This window comes from Luminiphilus syltensis NOR5-1B (assembly GCF_000158175.1).
GTDB lineage: Bacteria > Pseudomonadota > Gammaproteobacteria > Pseudomonadales > Halieaceae > Luminiphilus > Luminiphilus syltensis.
The window spans coordinates 2,575,552-2,592,780 of record NZ_DS999411.1 but is presented as its reverse complement, the minus strand read 5'-3'; the positions used below and the strand labels follow the sequence as shown (position 1 = coordinate 2,592,780).

Annotated in this window: 11 protein-coding genes; 6 read left to right on the top strand and 5 right to left on the bottom strand. The window is 56.6% G+C overall.

What is annotated here, in order from left to right:
- Window positions 1-92: 92 nt before the first annotated feature.
- The 3 genes from NOR51B_RS11715 to NOR51B_RS11705 form a co-directional block, all read right to left on the bottom strand.
- Window positions 93-1,745 carry a DUF3336 domain-containing protein gene (locus NOR51B_RS11715; protein ID WP_040482585.1) on the bottom strand — a complete coding sequence of 551 codons (1,653 nt, stop codon included), beginning with the start codon at window positions 1,743-1,745 and terminating at the stop codon, window positions 93-95.
- 66 nt (window positions 1,746-1,811) lie between these two features.
- Window positions 1,812-5,153 carry a UvrD-helicase domain-containing protein gene (locus tag NOR51B_RS11710; protein ID WP_009018952.1) on the bottom strand — a complete coding sequence of 1,114 codons (3,342 nt, stop codon included), beginning with the start codon at window positions 5,151-5,153 and terminating at the stop codon, window positions 1,812-1,814.
- Entirely contained in the window at window positions 5,150-7,837 is a 2,688-nt protein-coding gene (locus tag NOR51B_RS11705; protein ID WP_040482079.1) for a PD-(D/E)XK nuclease family protein, read from the bottom strand. Before NOR51B_RS11705 ends, NOR51B_RS11710 begins: the two co-directional genes overlap by 4 nt.
- Before the next feature lie 121 nt (window positions 7,838-7,958).
- On the opposite strand from NOR51B_RS11705, the gene NOR51B_RS11700 reads away from it, so the two are divergent.
- Window positions 7,959-9,053, top strand: a complete 1,095-nt coding sequence (locus NOR51B_RS11700; protein ID WP_009020946.1) for a 3-deoxy-7-phosphoheptulonate synthase — start codon at window positions 7,959-7,961, stop codon at window positions 9,051-9,053.
- Here the strand turns inward: NOR51B_RS11700 and nfuA are convergent.
- Complete coding sequence (gene nfuA / locus NOR51B_RS11695; protein WP_009020285.1) at window positions 9,050-9,625, bottom strand: Fe-S biogenesis protein NfuA; 576 nt, start codon at window positions 9,623-9,625, stop codon at window positions 9,050-9,052. The two genes, NOR51B_RS11700 and nfuA, sit on opposite strands and share 4 nt — an antisense overlap.
- A gap of 122 nt (window positions 9,626-9,747) precedes the next feature.
- On the opposite strand from nfuA, the gene metH reads away from it, so the two are divergent.
- Both metH and NOR51B_RS11685 read left to right on the top strand, forming a co-directional pair.
- Window positions 9,748-13,428 carry a methionine synthase gene (gene metH, locus NOR51B_RS11690; RefSeq protein ID WP_040482078.1) on the top strand — a complete coding sequence of 1,227 codons (3,681 nt, stop codon included), beginning with the start codon at window positions 9,748-9,750 and terminating at the stop codon, window positions 13,426-13,428.
- Window positions 13,429-13,489: 61 nt separating this feature from the next.
- Window positions 13,490-13,714 (top strand): DUF2970 domain-containing protein, encoded by a 225-nt coding sequence (locus NOR51B_RS11685; RefSeq protein WP_040482077.1) that lies wholly within the window; start codon window positions 13,490-13,492, stop codon window positions 13,712-13,714.
- A 24-nt stretch (window positions 13,715-13,738) separates the two neighbouring features.
- Here the strand turns inward: NOR51B_RS11685 and NOR51B_RS11680 are convergent, their stop codons facing one another.
- The gene (locus NOR51B_RS11680; RefSeq protein WP_154647672.1) at window positions 13,739-13,849 is read right to left on the bottom strand and encodes a methionine synthase; all 111 of its coding nucleotides are present in this window, start codon (window positions 13,847-13,849) and stop codon (window positions 13,739-13,741) included.
- A gap of 95 nt (window positions 13,850-13,944) precedes the next feature.
- On the opposite strand from NOR51B_RS11680, the gene NOR51B_RS11675 reads away from it, so the two are divergent.
- Genes NOR51B_RS11675 through NOR51B_RS11665 form a run of 3 tightly spaced genes read left to right on the top strand, consistent with a single transcriptional unit; the run spans window position 13,945 to window position 17,220 of the window.
- Window positions 13,945-15,594 (top strand): nitrite/sulfite reductase, encoded by a 1,650-nt coding sequence (locus tag NOR51B_RS11675; protein WP_040482076.1) that lies wholly within the window; start codon window positions 13,945-13,947, stop codon window positions 15,592-15,594.
- On the top strand, window positions 15,587-16,048 hold the full coding sequence (locus NOR51B_RS11670) for a DUF934 domain-containing protein (RefSeq protein ID WP_009020119.1): 462 nt from the start codon (window positions 15,587-15,589) through the stop codon (window positions 16,046-16,048). The genes NOR51B_RS11675 and NOR51B_RS11670 overlap by 8 nt, the downstream gene beginning before the upstream one ends.
- Window positions 16,049-16,053: 5 nt before the next feature.
- Window positions 16,054-17,220 carry a cation:proton antiporter domain-containing protein gene (locus NOR51B_RS11665; protein WP_009021214.1) on the top strand — a complete coding sequence of 389 codons (1,167 nt, stop codon included), beginning with the start codon at window positions 16,054-16,056 and terminating at the stop codon, window positions 17,218-17,220.
- Window positions 17,221-17,229 lie beyond the last annotated feature (9 nt).

Below are 17,229 nucleotides of genomic sequence, written 5' to 3'. Positions count from 1 at the left end.
TAACCAGCCCCAACGGTCAGTTTCACGCCCCGACGGGTAGGGACGCCACGTTGACGGGCACGACCAGTGCCCTTTCAATGCGACGAATCTGCTTACGCGGACGTCTTCTCCGGCTTACTCTCAGTCCGTTTTTTTGCCGATTTGACACGGGTCGTTGCGCGCTTTTTGCGCTGAGGCGCTTTCTTCTTACTTTGCGGGCCCGACTGTCCTGACTCCTCTTCGTTGAGCAATCTGAGCTGCGCGGCTGTCGGTGCCGGGCGGCGACGCCCACTGCGGGGTCGGCGGTATTTCTTTGGATCGGGCCGAAGATCGCCGTACTCGAAACGATAGAGAATCTCCTCCAGCGTTCTCGAGATCATCGTGCAGCATCGGATAGCCTCAACCCTGGGGTAGCAGGAGCGCTCCCCCTCCGCAATCAAAGCGACCAGCTCTTTCTCGGTCAGGTGCGACAGTAAGCGGACTGGATTCGCCATGCGCAGACTGGGAACAATATTGATATCCCCGCTGTATTCCTGATCCAGCATGGCGTGAATACCGTGCAGCATCATGTTGAATCGGGGCCAGTTATCTCCCTGGCGCTGGGCGATATCCCGATAGAAGTTCAGCACTTCCCGACCCATACCAACGCCCAGGGTCCCCGCCGCCTTGGTGAGTGGATTTCGGTCGCCGTCACCCCGGATAAAAGCGGTAGCGACAGGGTTTACCATGCTGACAATGTAGTGATTGGTCGAAAAAAGGCGTGACAACCGCTTGGCGGGAAGATCGTCGGCGACCGAGCCATCGATCCAGCGACGGCCAGGAAGGTAGGGCTGTGGCTCACCGTACATATTCTTGGCCATCAGCATTACCGGAGAAAAGACCCCCGGCACTGCACAGGAAGCCAGAATGGCCGAACGAATATACACGCTCGGCGAGGTGACTGCGTTTAATAAGCGCGAACGCTGATGGGGCTCCGCCGGAGCTACCGTGATACTCACCTGCCGTCCGGTTTTGGCATAAGCCTCCTCGAAGGTGAGGTCCGGAACCAGACGAGCAATAATAGCCTCGACGTCGTCAGTCGTCAGTCTGGGGCCTGCACCGAGGAACAGGCGACGGAACAATCCCGCTTCGCTGCGGGCCTCCAAATGAACCAGTTTCCCATCCCGGAATCGCCCCATCTCCTCATCGGTGTGGCATGCCAGTAACCCGGCCACAATCGATCCGGCGCTCGACCCGGAGATAACGCGGGGCAACAGGCCCTGTTCGAGCAGCGTATTCACAACGCCAAGATGAAGAAAACCGAGCGCGCCGCCACCGCTGAGCATCAATGCCGAACGGCCAAAGCAAATATTGCAGCGATAAAAAAAATCGCTCTTTTGCTGTGCAGGAATAACGCTATCGGGCAGATCGGCGATAATGCGCAGCGATTCATCTATCGCGGAGATGTAGTCCTCGATCAGTTTCTTGGTGCCAAACCGGGCGCGCCGATGAAGAATGCTTTTGCCCATACCCCCCATGTTGCCATGGATACCTTCATTGAGCGCATACAACAGCCCATGCCAGTCCTTTCTCGCCCGCAGATTTCGCAACCGGTCCAAGCGCAGCCGGATCTGGGCATAGTCGTAAAGATCCGTGTGCTCCTCTTTACGCCAGGCCGCCATACCCGACAGTTCATCGGTAGCAATCGCCGCATCCCGCCACTCCGTATAAGAGGTCGCAGTCTCCAGCATTTTCTCCAGTTTCTTCAACGTCTTACGTTTTGACAAACCACCACCCCACACATCGATTGCAGCAAGCCTAGCCGAAAAGCCCCACCGCCTGCCAGCTTGACATTAGCACGTCACATCTACCTCTATTATCGCCGGCACGGCGGGACAGTACAGCCCGCATCGAACCGGCATTGGAGACGCGGTCAACGCCTCCATAATATTGGCATAACGCTTTAGCTGATCCTTGTATCGTGCTGATAAATATGAATAAAAAGACTCTACGCTTTGCCCCTCCCCGGGTCCGCTGGTTTTGTAATCGATAATCCATCGCTCCCCGGTCGCCCTGTCCACGAAGGTACGATCAATCACGCTTTCCCCGAACTCGCCCGACCCGGAGACAATCGCCAATTCGCAGTGCGCCTCCTCGTGCTGTGCAAGAATCCAGCGCCCGGTGGCATCGCCAAGCGCTTGATTGAGCAACCATTCAACCCGTTGCTGTGCGGCCTCGATGTCACCAACTAATCCGGATTGCAGCAGGCTGTAGCGTATCGCGGTGCTGAGCTGTGCAGTGCATTGTGCAGGCAGCTCCGGATATCTGGCGACAAGCTCCAGCCCCCTGTGCATGGCTGTACCCACCGCGCGATCAACGCGGTTATCGTTAACCGCAAGAATCTCGGGACGATTGGCATTAGAGAGACCGGCGTTGACAGAGTCGACCTCGCGGCCTCTCGGTACCGACTTCAATCGCATGAAAACCGCGGGCGAGGGTTCGATCGGTTCGGTGCTACCCGGCCCAGTGCTGAAATCAACGACTTCATCGGTGGCGGAAATTACCATGCCCAACAGCGATTTCTCGCCGGGCATCCGGTATTCCTGACCCTCGGATTCAACCTCACCGCTCAACCAGACACGACGACGGCCACGGGTAATACCGACGTAGAGCAAGCGACGAATTTCCGCCTCGGTTCGTTGTCGCTGCAACCACACCAGATACTGATACAGCGTCGGGTCGCCGTTTTCGCTGCTATCGTCAGCGGCGATCAACACCTCCGGACCCTCAGGCCCCTGGTGCAAATTCCAGCTTAAAAGTTGCCGCGTATCCGCGCGCGATGGTCGATCAAGCCGCGGAATGAACACATAATCGAACTCCAGACCCTTGGCCTTATGCAGGGTCATTAATTCGATACTCGTTTGCTGCGCGCCTTGCGGCGCGTACAGTCGAGCCACTTCGTACTCCAGCCATGCAATATCCAAACCGACACCCTGTCGCTCGGCCTCGCGCAGCAGATCAAAAAAGGCTCGCGCCTCAATCAGACGATCCACTGGCGTAACCGCAGACATCGCCAGACGCTGCCAGATTTGTTCGATCCAAATATCCAATGCTAAACGACCGCGCTTCTCTCTAGCCCAAGACAGAGTGGTTCGCAGATGTGTTGCACGGGCGGCCTCAGCGGCGTGCAGCCTTGCGGGGGCGGCGTCGAGCACGGCAAGCAGGGGCAGCGGTCTGGCAACGCCCTCCAATAAGGTCTGCAGGTCCGCAAGTCGAAGGCCGCAAAAGGGAGCTCGCAGCAAGCCGAGTGCCGCGACGCTGTCTGCTGGATTGGCGAGCCAGCGACACAGCGACATCAAATCCGTAATCACCACGGACTCGTCCAGCGGATCCAGATCTCTCCCGGTGAAGGGTAGGCCGCGGGCTTTCAGCGCGTGAATAACCGGCTGCAGATTCGATCGGGTACGCCCGAGTATGGCAATACTCGCGGTCGGCTCATGGGCTTGTATATCGGCGATCTGTTCGGCAATAAATGAGGCTTCAACGGCGCCACGCTGCTTCGGAAACAGTGCTACCGAGACCGCAGCTCCCGACGTCTTTTCGCGCGTGGCTTCTGCCGGACTGTGTACGACACCTCCTTTTACGGAATCCTCTTGCTCGGGAAAGAGTCGCGAGAACGTGGCGTTGACCCAGTCGACAATACCCGCCTGCGAACGAAAATTCCGTGACAGATAAAGCGGCACCAGGGGAATATCGCTAATGCCCCGTGTTCTTGCCCGGAGAAAAAGTTCTACGTTGGCGTCACGGAAGCCGTAAATGGACTGCATTCCGTCTCCGACGATGAAAAGGGTCCGGGGTATAGCCGCACCGGAATTGTGCTCTTGCCAGCCGCGGGTAAGCCGCTCGAGCAGTCGAAACTGTGGCAACGACGTATCCTGAAACTCGTCAACGAGAATATGCTCAAGCTGGTAGTCGAGCCGCAATGCGAGATCGGTAGGCGCCTCCTCATCACCGAGGGCCATTTCCGCCGCAAGGGCAACATGGGCATGATCAACCTGGGACCTCTGACGGAAAACCAGCAGTAAGTGAGCCTGTAGCACCGGCAGTAAGTGCGACAGGTGGAGCACCAACTGCCACCCCTCGGCACTGGCATCCATACTGGGTAGACGCCGCAGTTCTACCCACTCGCGACGCAGCGAATCATCAGCGCGTACGGCGTCGAGGATAGCGACAAAGCGCTGCTTAAGACGCTTTGCTTCATCCGATTCCGCGGAAAAGCCAATGTCAACCGTCACACCGCCGCCCTTGCGTACCTGGTCACCGCCCGTGAGCACCAGAGAGGCGACGAACCGCCACTGTTCAAGGTGCTCGGGATCGGCGCTAAGTTCGAGTGGAGCGTGAGCCGGCGGCTTCAGGGTTCGAGCCGTGGCCTGATGGGAATCGTGACGCGTTCTGAGCCGGCCCGCCGCACCCTCGCACAGCTCCTGAAAGTCGGAATAACGGGCGATCTGTTTGCCCACCTTTGCGAGCTGGGTCGATACGAGCTCTGCGACAGCGCGGTTAACCGCCTGCTCGGCCGCCTGTGGATTATTATGATGACCCAGAAGACCGGCCCAATCACCTCTCCTGCCCAATAACTCAACCAGCATCTCACTCAAGCGAGCCCAGTTATTATGGTAGGCCAGCAGCAGAGCCGCCAGCGCCTCCCCGGTTGGATTGGGCTCCCCCACCGACTGAAATAGTGCTCTCACCGCCTCTTCATAAAGCGGCCTGGCATCATCGGCAGTCTGCATAAGCCCGCCCGACTCACTCAGTATGGGCATGTGGCGAGTCAGGTAAGCGCAGAAGCTATCGATGGTCCGAATATTGAACCCGTCCGCTTGCAGTGACCAACCCATGCTGGTGGCATGATCCAGCGCAGTCGATGCCAACTGTCGACTTTGCCGCTCAAAATCATCATTAACAGGCCTGTTATCACGCGCCGCGTCGAGTTCACTGAGGATTCGCGCACGCATCTCTGCCGCCGCCTTTCGGGTAAAGGTAAGTGCCAGTATTTGCTCGAGCTTTGCCACCCGGGGCATCAACGCCATAAAGCGCTGGGTCAACAAGGCGGTCTTACCCGACCCCGCAGGGGCCGTCACACAAACACTCCTATCCGGATCAATCGCCTGCTCCCGGATTAACTGATCACTCACGAGGGCATCTCCGACAGCGGCGGCTGGCGAATCCTGCACACCCCCTGCAGGTCGCAGAAATCGCAGGCCCGAGGTTGTGGATCGACCGCCGCATAACCTTCCCCAAACTCAGCGGCAAGATTCGTCAGCGCATCTCGCCAACCCTCGAGAACTTGGCTCCATGTGGTTTCAGGCGGCAGGCCCAGAGCGGCGAGCTGCTTCGATAGCGGCTTTTCCGCGTTCAGTCCTAATTCCCCGCCCAACGCAATAAACTTAAGGTCGCCGGCTTTCAGTCGGGCCCAGGCAATACCCTGAACGCGATCCTGAGAAAGTGCATAAGCGGGCAACTGCGGATCGCTCGGCCGCTCTCCAAACCAGTAACTCGCCGAGCCCACTCCCCCCGACTTATAGTCGATCATGAGCATTTCACCCGAGGCCAGCCGATCAATCCGATCAACCCGCAACGAGAACGTTAGGCCACCCAAATCGAGTCGTCGGGAATCCTCCCGAGAAACCACCTGAAAATCGCCGTTTCTCGAGCGCTCCAATAACAGCCAATCAAGCACTACTCGATAGGTGCAAAGGGCCTCGAGTTCCAGACAGGCCGCGCCGACACGCCGGCGTACGTCCTGATGAATGTGCTCGCCAAAAATTTGATCCAGCACCCCACGTACCAGATTTTCCAGGCCATCCATTGAAAGCGCCAGCAGTTGATCGCGGTTGATAATGCGGCCCCAAACCTCATACAGGACGGCATGCAGAAGGTTTCCACGCTCTATGGGTGACAAACCCAACTGCTCTGGCTCAGGCGCGGAAACCGCTATGCGGCGCCGAACCCAGGCCTTGAACGGGCATTCCGCCTGTTCACGCAGAATCGCCGAACCTCCGACTGACGTCCCGTCCTCTGCGTCTATGGGTATTCCGTAATCATCCTCAAGTATGTCGATTGGAATCTCAGCGCGTTGCGCCGAGGTCCGAAGCAACCAATAGTCAGGGATATCCTGGGGCGTCGAACAAGAAGGGAATACAGGACTCGGATATTGCTCAACCCCATCCTCGAACTGATACCAACTGGCATAAAACTCGATCGATGCAGCGCGAAAACCCTGAAGCGTCACCTCTGATTTTTGCAACATGGAGGCGTAGTCCGCTGTCGGAAAGTGATATTGATTCTGCAGCGCTGCCGGAATAAAGCCGAGCAGCCTTGGCACCCCGGGTACTGCCGTTGATCGAGCACCACAGAACCAGAAGGCATCGAATGTTAAACCGGTCGCCTCTCTGGGACCCAAAACCTGAATGGCAGTCGCCTCGGTCTTGGGCTGAAACACGGTGTCATTCAAAACCGACTCCAGCAAGTTTAACGCTTCAGAAAGAGCGACTTCGGGGCGCACCGAGGCCAGAGATTCGAAGTCATCAAATACGTTGTCGAGACGGTCAAATTGCTGAAATTCGAGTGAATCCAGACCGTCGCGAGCAGGCCAGCCCCAATGCTCGAGCATTCTTCGAAAGAGCGAATGCCATTCACCCAGTCCTAGCTGCACCCGGCCGCGAAGCTCCTCGCGTTGACGGTCGATGATACTGATCAATGGAGACGTGGGATCGTGTTTCGCCAGATAATGGCGAATATCGGTGCATTCCAGATTTGGCTTACCCAGGGCAAATAACTGCTGAATAACCAGTAGTTGCGGACTCTCCTCGGAACGGCAGGCCAACGGTAGAAACGGCGAAGTAAACAGAAATAGCAGATCGCTTCTATCCACCGATGTCAACATCAAACGCAGCGCGCAAAGCAGGGACCGGTACATTGGCGTCGCCGACAGTGGCATGCCCAGCGAAAAGTTCACTGGCAGTTCGTTGTAGCGCGCATCGAGGCAATCAAACTCAGCACGCAACGCGTATTCGAGCAGCGCACGGTCGCTGGCCATGTCGGCCAGTACAATCACGGTTGTGCCCTTCCCCGCGCGATGTCGATCTGCCGCCCATCGTGCGACCTCTGCAAGCTCAGCCTGCCGTGTTGGAAAGGTCGTCAAGGGCGGCAGTGCGGTCTCAGGCTGTTCCGTTGGGCTTATCGAGCGCGCCTGGACCTGCCTGTCGAGCGCTGCGATGACAAGCGGTTGCAGGTCATAACAATGAAACAGGTCTACCGTCTCGCCGGGATTTGACTCGCTCGATCCGACGTCCGCACAGGCCCTCAAGCAATCCGCCTGGGTCGCCAGGTGGGATTGGATTAGCGCCGTGTCAAAGTGCTCGAGCCACGTCAGAAATCGCTGGCAATCGCTATCCCAGCCGAAAAGCCGGCGCACCGAAAAATCGTCCACCGGAACCTCATGGCGCAGCAGTACATCGCGACAACGCATGGCCTCTGAGGCCGCCGCAGTCGGTTGCAGCAGGCTGAAACCCGTCGCCGCCATATCGCGTTCGATCACTTCCTGCCAGAGCAGGCGTTCTTCAAGAGCCGTAAGCAAACGCCTCGGAGCGCATCTGCCCGTCTCTACGAGGCCCCTCCAGCGCTCGGTCAACCACGCCTCTACCGGATATACCGCAGGCCGTGGCAACGCCTTAACACCATTATTGTGAACAATGGCGGCCCACTCAGAAATCGTCAGACGAGCCAGACGCCGGGTCGGGGTCAACACGATGCCGCCCTTCTCAAGCGTGCTTAAGATGGGATCAATATCAACGAATGTATGTTGCCGCGCGTCCACGCCAAACCCCTGTTTACTCTGAACCAACACCGCAGCGGACGTGCCCCGCTACCACATGACGCCGGAGGCGACTCGGGGTAGACTCCGCGACCCCAATGAATCAATCACGGAATAACTTAGCATGGACATCTCCAGAATCCACAATGTCAACGTCGCGGCGCAACGCGTTCTCAAGGCGCCCAGCGAATTGCGCGCCTCAGTTCCCATTGCCGACTCGACGTTTGATTTTGTCGCTGAGTCGCGTCGCACGATTGAGCGAATACTCGATCGCGAGGATCACCGTCTGATGATTGTGGTAGGCCCCTGCTCCATTCATGATCCCAACGCGGCGATGGAGTACGCTCAGCGCCTGAAGCAGCTCGCTGAACACGTGCAAGACTCGCTGTATGTCGTCATGCGCGTCTACTTCGAAAAGCCCAGAACTACAGTGGGTTGGAAGGGCCTGATTAACGACCCGCACATGGATGATTCATTCGATATCGAAGCGGGCTTGAGCCTCGGCCGAACGTTACTCAGGGATATCCTTGATCAGGGGCTGCCGACCGCTACTGAGGCTTTGGACCCGATAACGCCACAATACATGCAGGACCTCATCAGCTGGAGCGCCATTGGTGCGCGGACCACCGAATCACAAACCCACCGGGAGATGGCCAGTGGGCTATCCTCGGCGGTGGGTTTCAAAAATGGAACCGATGGTGGACTGGATGTGGCCATTAATGCCATGCAATCGGTCTGTAATCCCCACCGGTTTCTCGGCATCAACAGTGAGGGTAAAGTTTCCGTTTTCGAGACTCGCGGTAATCGGTATAGCCACATGGTCTTGCGCGGTGGTACCCGGGGCCCCAACTACGATAGCGTGCACACCACCCTGTGTGAGCAAGCCCTGGAAAAAGCGCAACTCCCGAAAAGTATTATGGTCGACTGCAGCCACGCCAACTCCGAAAAAAATCCGGAATTACAGCCTCTGGTGGCCGAAAATGTGTGCCACCAGATCTGTGATGGCAACGATTCCATTATCGGCATCATGCTCGAAAGTCACCTGAACGCCGGCAATCAAAAAATTCCCGATAATCTCGAGGATCTTGAATACGGCGTATCGGTCACCGATGGCTGTATCGACTGGCAAACCACTGAAACACTCTTACTAAAATTGGCCGAATCACTTCGCCCGGTGCTACCTGAGCGAATCGAGCGCTACCATAGCCGGGATCGCTAGTAGTAGGCCTGGCTCCTGTCACTGTGGTCGGTCGCATCCCGAACACCGGTTAACTCGGGCAACTGTTCGACCAGCGTTTTCTCCACGCCGTCTTTAAGAGTCACATCAACCGCCGAGCAGCCCTGACAGCCGCCCCCGAATCGCAGAATCGCGTACTTTTCGTCGGTAACCTCCACCAATGACACCTCGCCGCCATGGGCGGCCAGCGAAGGATTTACCTCATTGTAAAGAATGTAATTGATTCGGTCCTCGATCGGGCTGTCGGGGTCCACTCGCGGCATTTTGGCGTTTGGCGCCTTGATGGTCAGCTGCCCCCCCATTCGATCCTCGGCGTAGTCCACCAGGGCATCCTCCAGAAACGGGACTGAGCGCTGCTCGAACCACGCCTTGAGCGGACCAAAGTCCTGCTCAACATCACCGTCCTCCGTGTCACCGTCACGACAGTAAGCGATGCAGGTTTCCGCTCTCGGTGTTCCTGGATCATTAATAAACACGCGCACACCGAGTGCGTCGTCCTGCTTCGACAACAATTCCGCAAGGTAAACCTGCGCTGACTCTGTGATGGTGATCATTAGCGGCTCCAGAAGTTGGGGTCTTATTTAAAGTGGGACTAAGGGTAGCAAAATCAAGAGGCAGGCATTAATCAAAATATTTTGATATATTACCGGCCCTGAAATTTTGACCGGAATCTCCGATGCCACGCTTTACCTCTCCCCGAATTCAAACTCTCTTGAAATCACTAGAAGAGCGCATTGTAATTCTCGATGGCGCAACGGGCACCGCCCTGCAAAAGTACGCGCTCGACGAAGCCGATTATCGGGGTTCGCGCCTCGCCGAGAGGGCCGGTGAATTCAAGGGCAACAATGACCTGCTCAACCTCACACAACCCGACATTGTGAGCGAGGTTCATCGCTCTTATCTGGATGCCGGCGCCGACATTATAGAAACCAACACCTTTAACGGCACTCGGATAGCACAAAGTGATTACGGGCTGGAGGATCTCGTTGACGAAATCAACCTCGCTGGCGCGCAGCTTGCCCGAAGCGCCGCCGACGTGGCCAGCAAAAAAACGCCCGACAAACCACGCTATGTCGCAGGAGTGCTGGGGCCAACCCCGAGAACGGCCTCGATCTCCCCGGATGTCAACGACCCTGGCGCCCGTAACATCACCTTTGAGCAGCTGGTTGACGACTATCAGTCTGCGGCGGAAACACTGATCGATGGCGGTGTTGATCTGCTCATGGTCGAGACTATTTTCGACACCCTTAACGCCAAAGCGGCCATATTTGCCATCGAGGCCGCGATGGAAAATAGAGGGGTGGTTCTGCCACTGATGCTGTCGGTCACTTTTCCGGATACCAGCGGTCGTTTGCTTTCAGGACAGACCGGAGAGGCCTTTTGGCACTCGATCGCCCATGCGAAACCGCTGGTGGTCGGCTCAAACTGTGGCCGACGCTTCACGGAGGTCCAGCCCTTTCTGGAGTCACTCGCTAATGTCGCCCCCTGCTATTTCAGCGCACACCTGAATGCCGGTCTACCCAATGCCTTCGGCGAGTACGACGAAACCCCCGAGGATATGCACAGCGACTTCAAGGGCTTTGCTGAACGCGGATTCCTCAATCTTGCCGGGGGCTGCTGCGGCACCACCCCGGAACATATTCGAGCCATCGCCGACGCGGTTGAGGGGGTCGCGCCGCGCTCAATACCCGAGCCGCTGCCTGACACTCGCCTTAGCGGGCTTGAGCCCTTCGAGTTCGCCGGCAAAAACTTTGTCAATGTGGGCGAGCGTTGCAATGTCACCGGTTCGGCCAAGTTCAAGCGACTGATACTGGACAACGATTTTGATACTGCCCTCGATGTGGCGCGGACCCAGGTTGAGGACGGCGCCCAGATTATCGATGTCAATATGGACGAGGGCATGCTCGACTCGAAAGCCGCCATGATCCAATTCCTGCGAATGGCCGCCGCCGAACCGGAGATCGCCAAAGTCCCTTTCATGATCGATTCTTCAAAATGGGAGGTCATTGAAGCGGGGCTCAAGTGCGTTCAGGGCAAAGCGGTGGTCAACTCCATCAGCCTGAAGTCGGGTGAAGCGGAGTTCCTCGAGCAAGCGCGGCTTTGCCAGCGTTATGGGGCTGCCGTGGTCGTGATGGCCTTTGATGAGGAGGGTCAGGCCGATACGCTGGAGCGCCGACAGCACATCTGTCGGCGGAGTTACGATCTCCTGATCGAGCGCCTCGATTTCAACCCCTGCGACATTATTTTCGACCCCAATATTTTTGCAGTGGGTACCGGGATCGAAGCTCACAATGACTATGCCCTGGACTTCATAGAAGCGACTCGCTTTATCAAACAGGATTTGCCTGGCGCGCGCGTTTCGGGAGGCGTCTCCAACGTGTCCTTCTCCTTCCGCGGCAACAATGCGGTTCGTGAGGCCATCCACTCGGTCTTTCTCTACCATTCGATCAAAGCCGGTCTCGACATGGGTATCGTCAATGCCGGTCAACTGGCCGTGTATGACGACCTCCCTGACGAGTTACGCGAAGCGGTGCTGGATCTGGTGTTGAACCGTCGCGACGACGCCACCGAGCGACTGCTCGATATCGCCGAATCCTATCGTTCTGCCGGTGGTGAAGCGCGTCGTAATGAGGATCTTACCTGGCGCGAACAGGAGGTGGAGAAGCGCCTTGAATACGCGCTTCTAAAAGGCATCACCAACTGGATCGAGGAGGATACTGAGGAAGCGCGACAGCGCGCCAACAAGCCCATTGAAGTTATCGAAGGGCCACTTATGGACGGGATGAACACGGTCGGCGACCTTTTCGGGGAGGGTAAAATGTTCCTGCCGCAGGTTGTCAAGTCCGCGCGAGTGATGAAACAGGCAGTGGCTTATCTTCAGCCCTATATTGAAGAGGAAAAGGCCGGCGGCTCGGGCAATAACGGAAAAATTCTGCTCGCCACCGTTAAGGGTGATGTGCATGACATCGGCAAGAACATTGTCGGTATTGTGCTGCAGTGCAACAATTTTGAAATCATTGACCTCGGTGTGATGGTGCATTGCGACGAAATCCTCCGAGTGGCTGAAGAAGAGAATGTGGACATTATTGGCCTCAGCGGTTTGATCACCCCGTCGCTGGAAGAAATGAGTCATGTGGCGCGTGAAATGCAGCGCCGGAACTTGCAAACGCCCTTGATGATCGGCGGTGCGACGACGTCGAAGGCCCATACCGCGGTAAAGATACAGCCGGAATACCAGAACAATACCGTCGTTTATGTGCCCGATGCCTCCCGCAGCGTTGCGGTAGCGAGCAAGTTGGTGGGTACGCAAAACGCCGCCTTCGGGGAAGCCATCAAGGAAGAATATGACCAGATTCGTACGCGCGTCGCCAACCGCAAGGGCCGCAGTGAACGGATCGATTACGCCACGGCCTGCGAGCGGCGGCTTGCTATCGACTGGGAAGCCTATCAGCCGCCGAAACCGGCGTTCACGGGCACCAGGATCTTCTCCGATTACCCGATAGCCCAATTACTGGACACGATCGACTGGACACCTTTCTTCATAACCTGGGACCTGCACGGTAAATTTCCCGCTATTCTCGAAGATCCGGTAGTCGGCGAGCAGGCTCGGCAGCTGTTCGATGACGCCCAGACCATGCTGCAACAAATCATCGATCAACACTGGCTTACCGCCAAGGGCGCGATTGGGTTCTGGTCCGCCTGTCAGGTCGATAACGATGACATCAGCGTGCGTGATTCCGACAACACCGAAATAGCACGATTGCACCAAATGCGCCAACAACTGCAAAAACGCGAAGGCGAACCCAATCTATCCCTCGCCGATTTTATCGCCCCCGAAGACGGACCCGATGACTATATCGGCGCATTTTGCGTCACCGTTGGGCATGGGGTGGACGAACGTGTTGCGGCCTACGAGGCACAACACGATGACTACAATGCCATCTTGCTCAAGTCCCTCGCCGATCGCCTGGCCGAGTCCTTTGCGGAAACGCTGCATCGCGAAGTGCGGAAGCAGCATTGGGGTTACGCGCCAGACGAGTCGCTGAGTAATGACGCGCTGATAAGAGAGCGTTACCGAGGTATCCGACCGGCACCCGGTTATCCCGCTTGCCCGGACCACCTGGAAAAAGGAACGATTTTCGACTTGCTGGACGTGTCCGAAAAAATGGGCGTCGAACTCACCGAGAGCTTCGCCATGACCCCGACCGCTTCAGTGAGCGGACTCTACTTCTCACACCCCTCATCGCGCTACTTTTCCGTCGGCAAGATAGGGACTGACCAGCTTGAGGCCTTGGCCGTTCGCAAAGCAATGGAGCAGGACGAATTGGCGCGATGGCTCGCGCCTAACCTGGATTAGCAACGGCAGAGTAGAATACGAACAAGGCTTCGAACCGGGGCCGCCCTATTTGGAGAACCTGATGTCCCAAACAACCGATGATTCTGGCGAGAAATCTGAAAAGATGGGATTACGCGAAATACTATCCAGCGTATTTGCCGCCGCCCTGGGGGTCCAGAGCAGCAAAAATCGCGAGCGTGACTTCAAGTCGGGCAGCTTCGGGGTTTTTATTATTGCTGGCCTTCTGTTCACCGCACTCTTTATTGGCGGCGTGATCACCGTGGTCCAGCTGGTGGTGCCCGATTAAATCAGGCACTCCGGCGGATTCTTGTCAGGCGGGCATACCCATTAGCCAAAAGGTAGCGGAAACCACAACCACCAGCACCACAGCGACCGCGGCAATAGCATCGGCTTGACCGTCTTCCATATTGCTGTTCGACATATACAACCTCCAAAATAGTATAGTTTAGCTATATAAAAATGGCGCCGTTTGTGGAATAAAGGGCACCCTGTTTAGATGGTCTTCAAGGGTTCCCATTGTACACGTATAACGCGAATGATCGTCAGCTTCTCAGCGAGCGCGTAACGCAATTTCGCGGGCAGATGCAACGCTATCTCGAAGGCGAATTGGGCGAGGAACAATTTCGTCCCCTTCGCCTTCAGAATGGACTCTACATTCAGCGCAAGGCGCCGATGTTGCGCATCGCCGTCCCCTACGGTCTGCTCAGCTCCCAACAGCTGCGTAAATTGGCGTCACTGACCCGCGACTACGACAAAGGGTATGCGCACGTCAGTACCCGGCAAAATTTTCAGCTCAATTGGCCTGAACTGGAACGCGTACCGGATCTACTCGGAGAGCTCGCCGAAGTCGATATGCATTGCATCCAGACCAGCGGCAATTGCATCCGCAACACGACAACCGATCAGTTTGCCGGCGTAAGCCCCGATGAAGTCGTCGACCCGCGCCCCTATTGCGAGCTGATCCGCCAGTGGTCAACGCTTCATCCCGAGTTCGCCTTCCTGCCGCGGAAATTCAAAATTGCCGTATGCGGGTCCCAGAGCGATCGGGCCGCCATTTACTCCCACGACATCGGTCTCGCGTTGCAGCACGATCGCCAAGGTAATCTTGGGGTGCAGGTTTTGGTGGGCGGCGGATTGGGCCGTACACCGGTTATCGGCAGTGAAATCGAATCCTGGCTGGATATCAAACATCTCCTCTCTTACCTCGAGGCCGTATTGCGGGTTTACAACCAGTTGGGCCGGCGGGATAACAAATACAAGGCTCGAATAAAAATTCTGGTTCGTGCAATGGGTGTCGATAAGTTCCGCGAAGCGGTACACCGGGAGTGGTCCAAGCTCAAGGATGGTGACAATACGCTTACTGAGAAGCGCATTGAAGACGTTCGAGCCCACTTCAGGGCAATGCCCTATGAGCAGCTCGATGCCACCGCCGAGGCGGCGTTACTGGCGCAACATGACGACCCGATTTTCAAAAACTGGCTGAAGCGAAATACCCGCGGTCATAAAGTGGCTGGATACCGGGCAGTAACCGTGGCGCTCAAGCACCGGGATCTGGCGCCGGGCGACATCACTGCGGATCAGCTTGATCACCTGGCTGAGTTGGCAGATCGCTTCAGCTTTTCGGAAGCGCGAACCACTCACCATCAGAATATGGTGCTCGCGGATGTTCGCGAGCGCGATTTGCACGATTTGTGGACGGCGCTCCAAAAGGCCAATCTGGCAACGGCCAATGCCGGCTACCTGACCGATATGATCTGCTGTCCCGGCGGTGATTTCTGCAGTCTTGCCAACGCCAAATCAATTCCGGTTTCCGATGCGATCAGGGACCGATTCGACGACCTCGACTACCTCTACGACCTTGGGCCCATCGAACTCAATATTTCTGGCTGCATGAACGCCTGCGGCCACCACCACATCGGGCACATCGGAATTCTCGGCGTCGATAAAAAGGGCAAGGAATTTTTTCAGGTATCGCTCGGTGGACGCCAGGCGGAAAGTCCGAAGATCGGCAAAATTCTGGGGCCGTCTTTTGGCGCCTCCGAAATCCCTGAAGTTATTGCCAAGATTCTGGAGCGGTACGTTGAGTTGCGCCAGGAAGACGAGCTATTCATCGACACTATTCATCGAGTGGGCATTGAGCCCTTTAAGGAGCGGGTATATGGGTAAGGTATGGAAAGATGGCGACATCATCGAGAACCCATGGACAGCCGCCGATGCCAACAACGAGGGTGTACCGTCCCGTGGTGTCGGAACACTGGACCAATGGCGCGCCGATCCGACCTTAACCGCCGTTGAGATCAAGTCTGACGAGGATGTGTCGGACCTGACTCAATCACTCGATCAACTCCGCTTGGTGGTGCTGAAGATCGAGGACTTTAACGACGGACGCAGCTTTTCCCAGGCGCGTCACCTCCGTGAAGCCGGCTTCACCGGTGAACTGCGCGCCGCGGGAAACTTCTTGCAGGATCAGGTACAGTATCTCCAGCGGTGTGGCGTCGATGCCTTTGAGTTATCCGCCGATATCAAAATCAGCGCGATGGAAGCGGCGTTGAGCGAATTTTCTGTCAGTTACCAAATGCCGCTGGACGAGCGCTCCGCGGAGATCTCACTAGCGAGGTAAACTCAATGATTGGCGGCATTACGTTCACCTTCGCCGCCATCTTCCTAGGGGCTGCCCTTCTCGCCTCGGTAGCACTCTACACTCGGCAACCTATTATCATTGCCTATATTGCCCTGGGAGCCATTCTGGGGCCCTATGGCAGCGGGCTGATCGACGATATTGAGATTGTTGTTGATGCCGGTCATGTCGGTATTATCTTCCTCCTGTTCCTCCTCGGGCTGGATATGCAGCCTCGCGCCCTGCTGAGCAGTCTCAAGCAGTCATCACTGGTAGCCGTTGTCAGCTCGGCGGTGTTCGCCGGCAGCGGCTTTGGTATCGCCTGGGCTTTTGGGTTTTCGTTAATTGACTGCACGATCATCGGTGCCGCCTTGATGTTCTCCTCCACCATTATCGGCATCAAGCTGCTACCGACGACAGTGCTCCACCACCGTCATCTCGGCGAGGTACTCGTCGCCCTGTTGCTATTTCAGGATCTGCTGGCAATCATCATTCTTGTGCTGATTCAAAGCAGTGTCGGCGGCGAGACCAACGCATGGTCACTGGTCAAGCCCCTCCTTGCATTACCGGTACTCGGCTTCTTCTGTTGGGGCCTGGTAAAAACCGTATTACTCCCCCTGATCACCCGATTTGATCGCTACCATGAATACATCTTTTTGTTATCCATCGGTTGGTGTCTCGGAATTGCGGAACTCGCGATCGTTATGGGTTTGTCAGCGGAGATTGGCGCCTTTATGGCCGGGGTCGCGATCGCGACCAGCCCAATATCGCAGTACATTGCCGTCAGCCTCAAACCCCTGCGCGATTTTTTTCTCGTTATCTTCTTCTTTTCGGTGGGCGCACAATTTGATCTGGCCACACTGCCCGAAGTCGCCCTCGCAGCAACCACGCTGGCCGTCGTTATGCTTGGATTAAAACCCCTTGTCTACCACGCGCTACTGCGAGGGGTGTCAGAAAGCCACGGTTTGGCCTGGAACCTGGGATTCAGACTGGGCCAATGCAGTGAATTCGCGTTGTTGATCGGTTTTGTGGCGATTGGCAGTGGCCTGCTGAGTGGCGAGGCCGCTGTTCTCATACAGGCAACAACGATACTCACGCTACTCGCCTCTTCCTACATCGTGGTTCTGAATTTCCCCACTCCGATAGCGATCAGCGAACGGTTACGACGCGACTAACAACAAGGC

Excerpts from the sequence above, each read along its gene's own strand:
- NOR51B_RS11680 (WP_154647672.1), bottom strand. The coding sequence starts at position 13,849 with ATGTCGAACAGCAATATGGAAGACGGTCAAGCCGATGCTATTGCCGCG.
- NOR51B_RS11685 (WP_040482077.1), top strand. The coding sequence starts at position 13,490 with ATGTCCCAAACAACCGATGATTCTGGCGAGAAATCTGAAAAGATGGGA.
- NOR51B_RS11700 (WP_009020946.1), top strand. The coding sequence starts at position 7,959 with ATGGACATCTCCAGAATCCACAATGTCAACGTCGCGGCGCAACGCGTT.
- nfuA (WP_009020285.1), bottom strand. The coding sequence starts at position 9,625 with ATGATCACCATCACAGAGTCAGCGCAGGTTTACCTTGCGGAATTGTTG.
- NOR51B_RS11670 (WP_009020119.1), top strand. The coding sequence starts at position 15,587 with ATGGGTAAGGTATGGAAAGATGGCGACATCATCGAGAACCCATGGACA.
- metH (WP_040482078.1), top strand. The coding sequence starts at position 9,748 with ATGCCACGCTTTACCTCTCCCCGAATTCAAACTCTCTTGAAATCACTA.
- NOR51B_RS11665 (WP_009021214.1), top strand. The coding sequence starts at position 16,054 with ATGATTGGCGGCATTACGTTCACCTTCGCCGCCATCTTCCTAGGGGCT.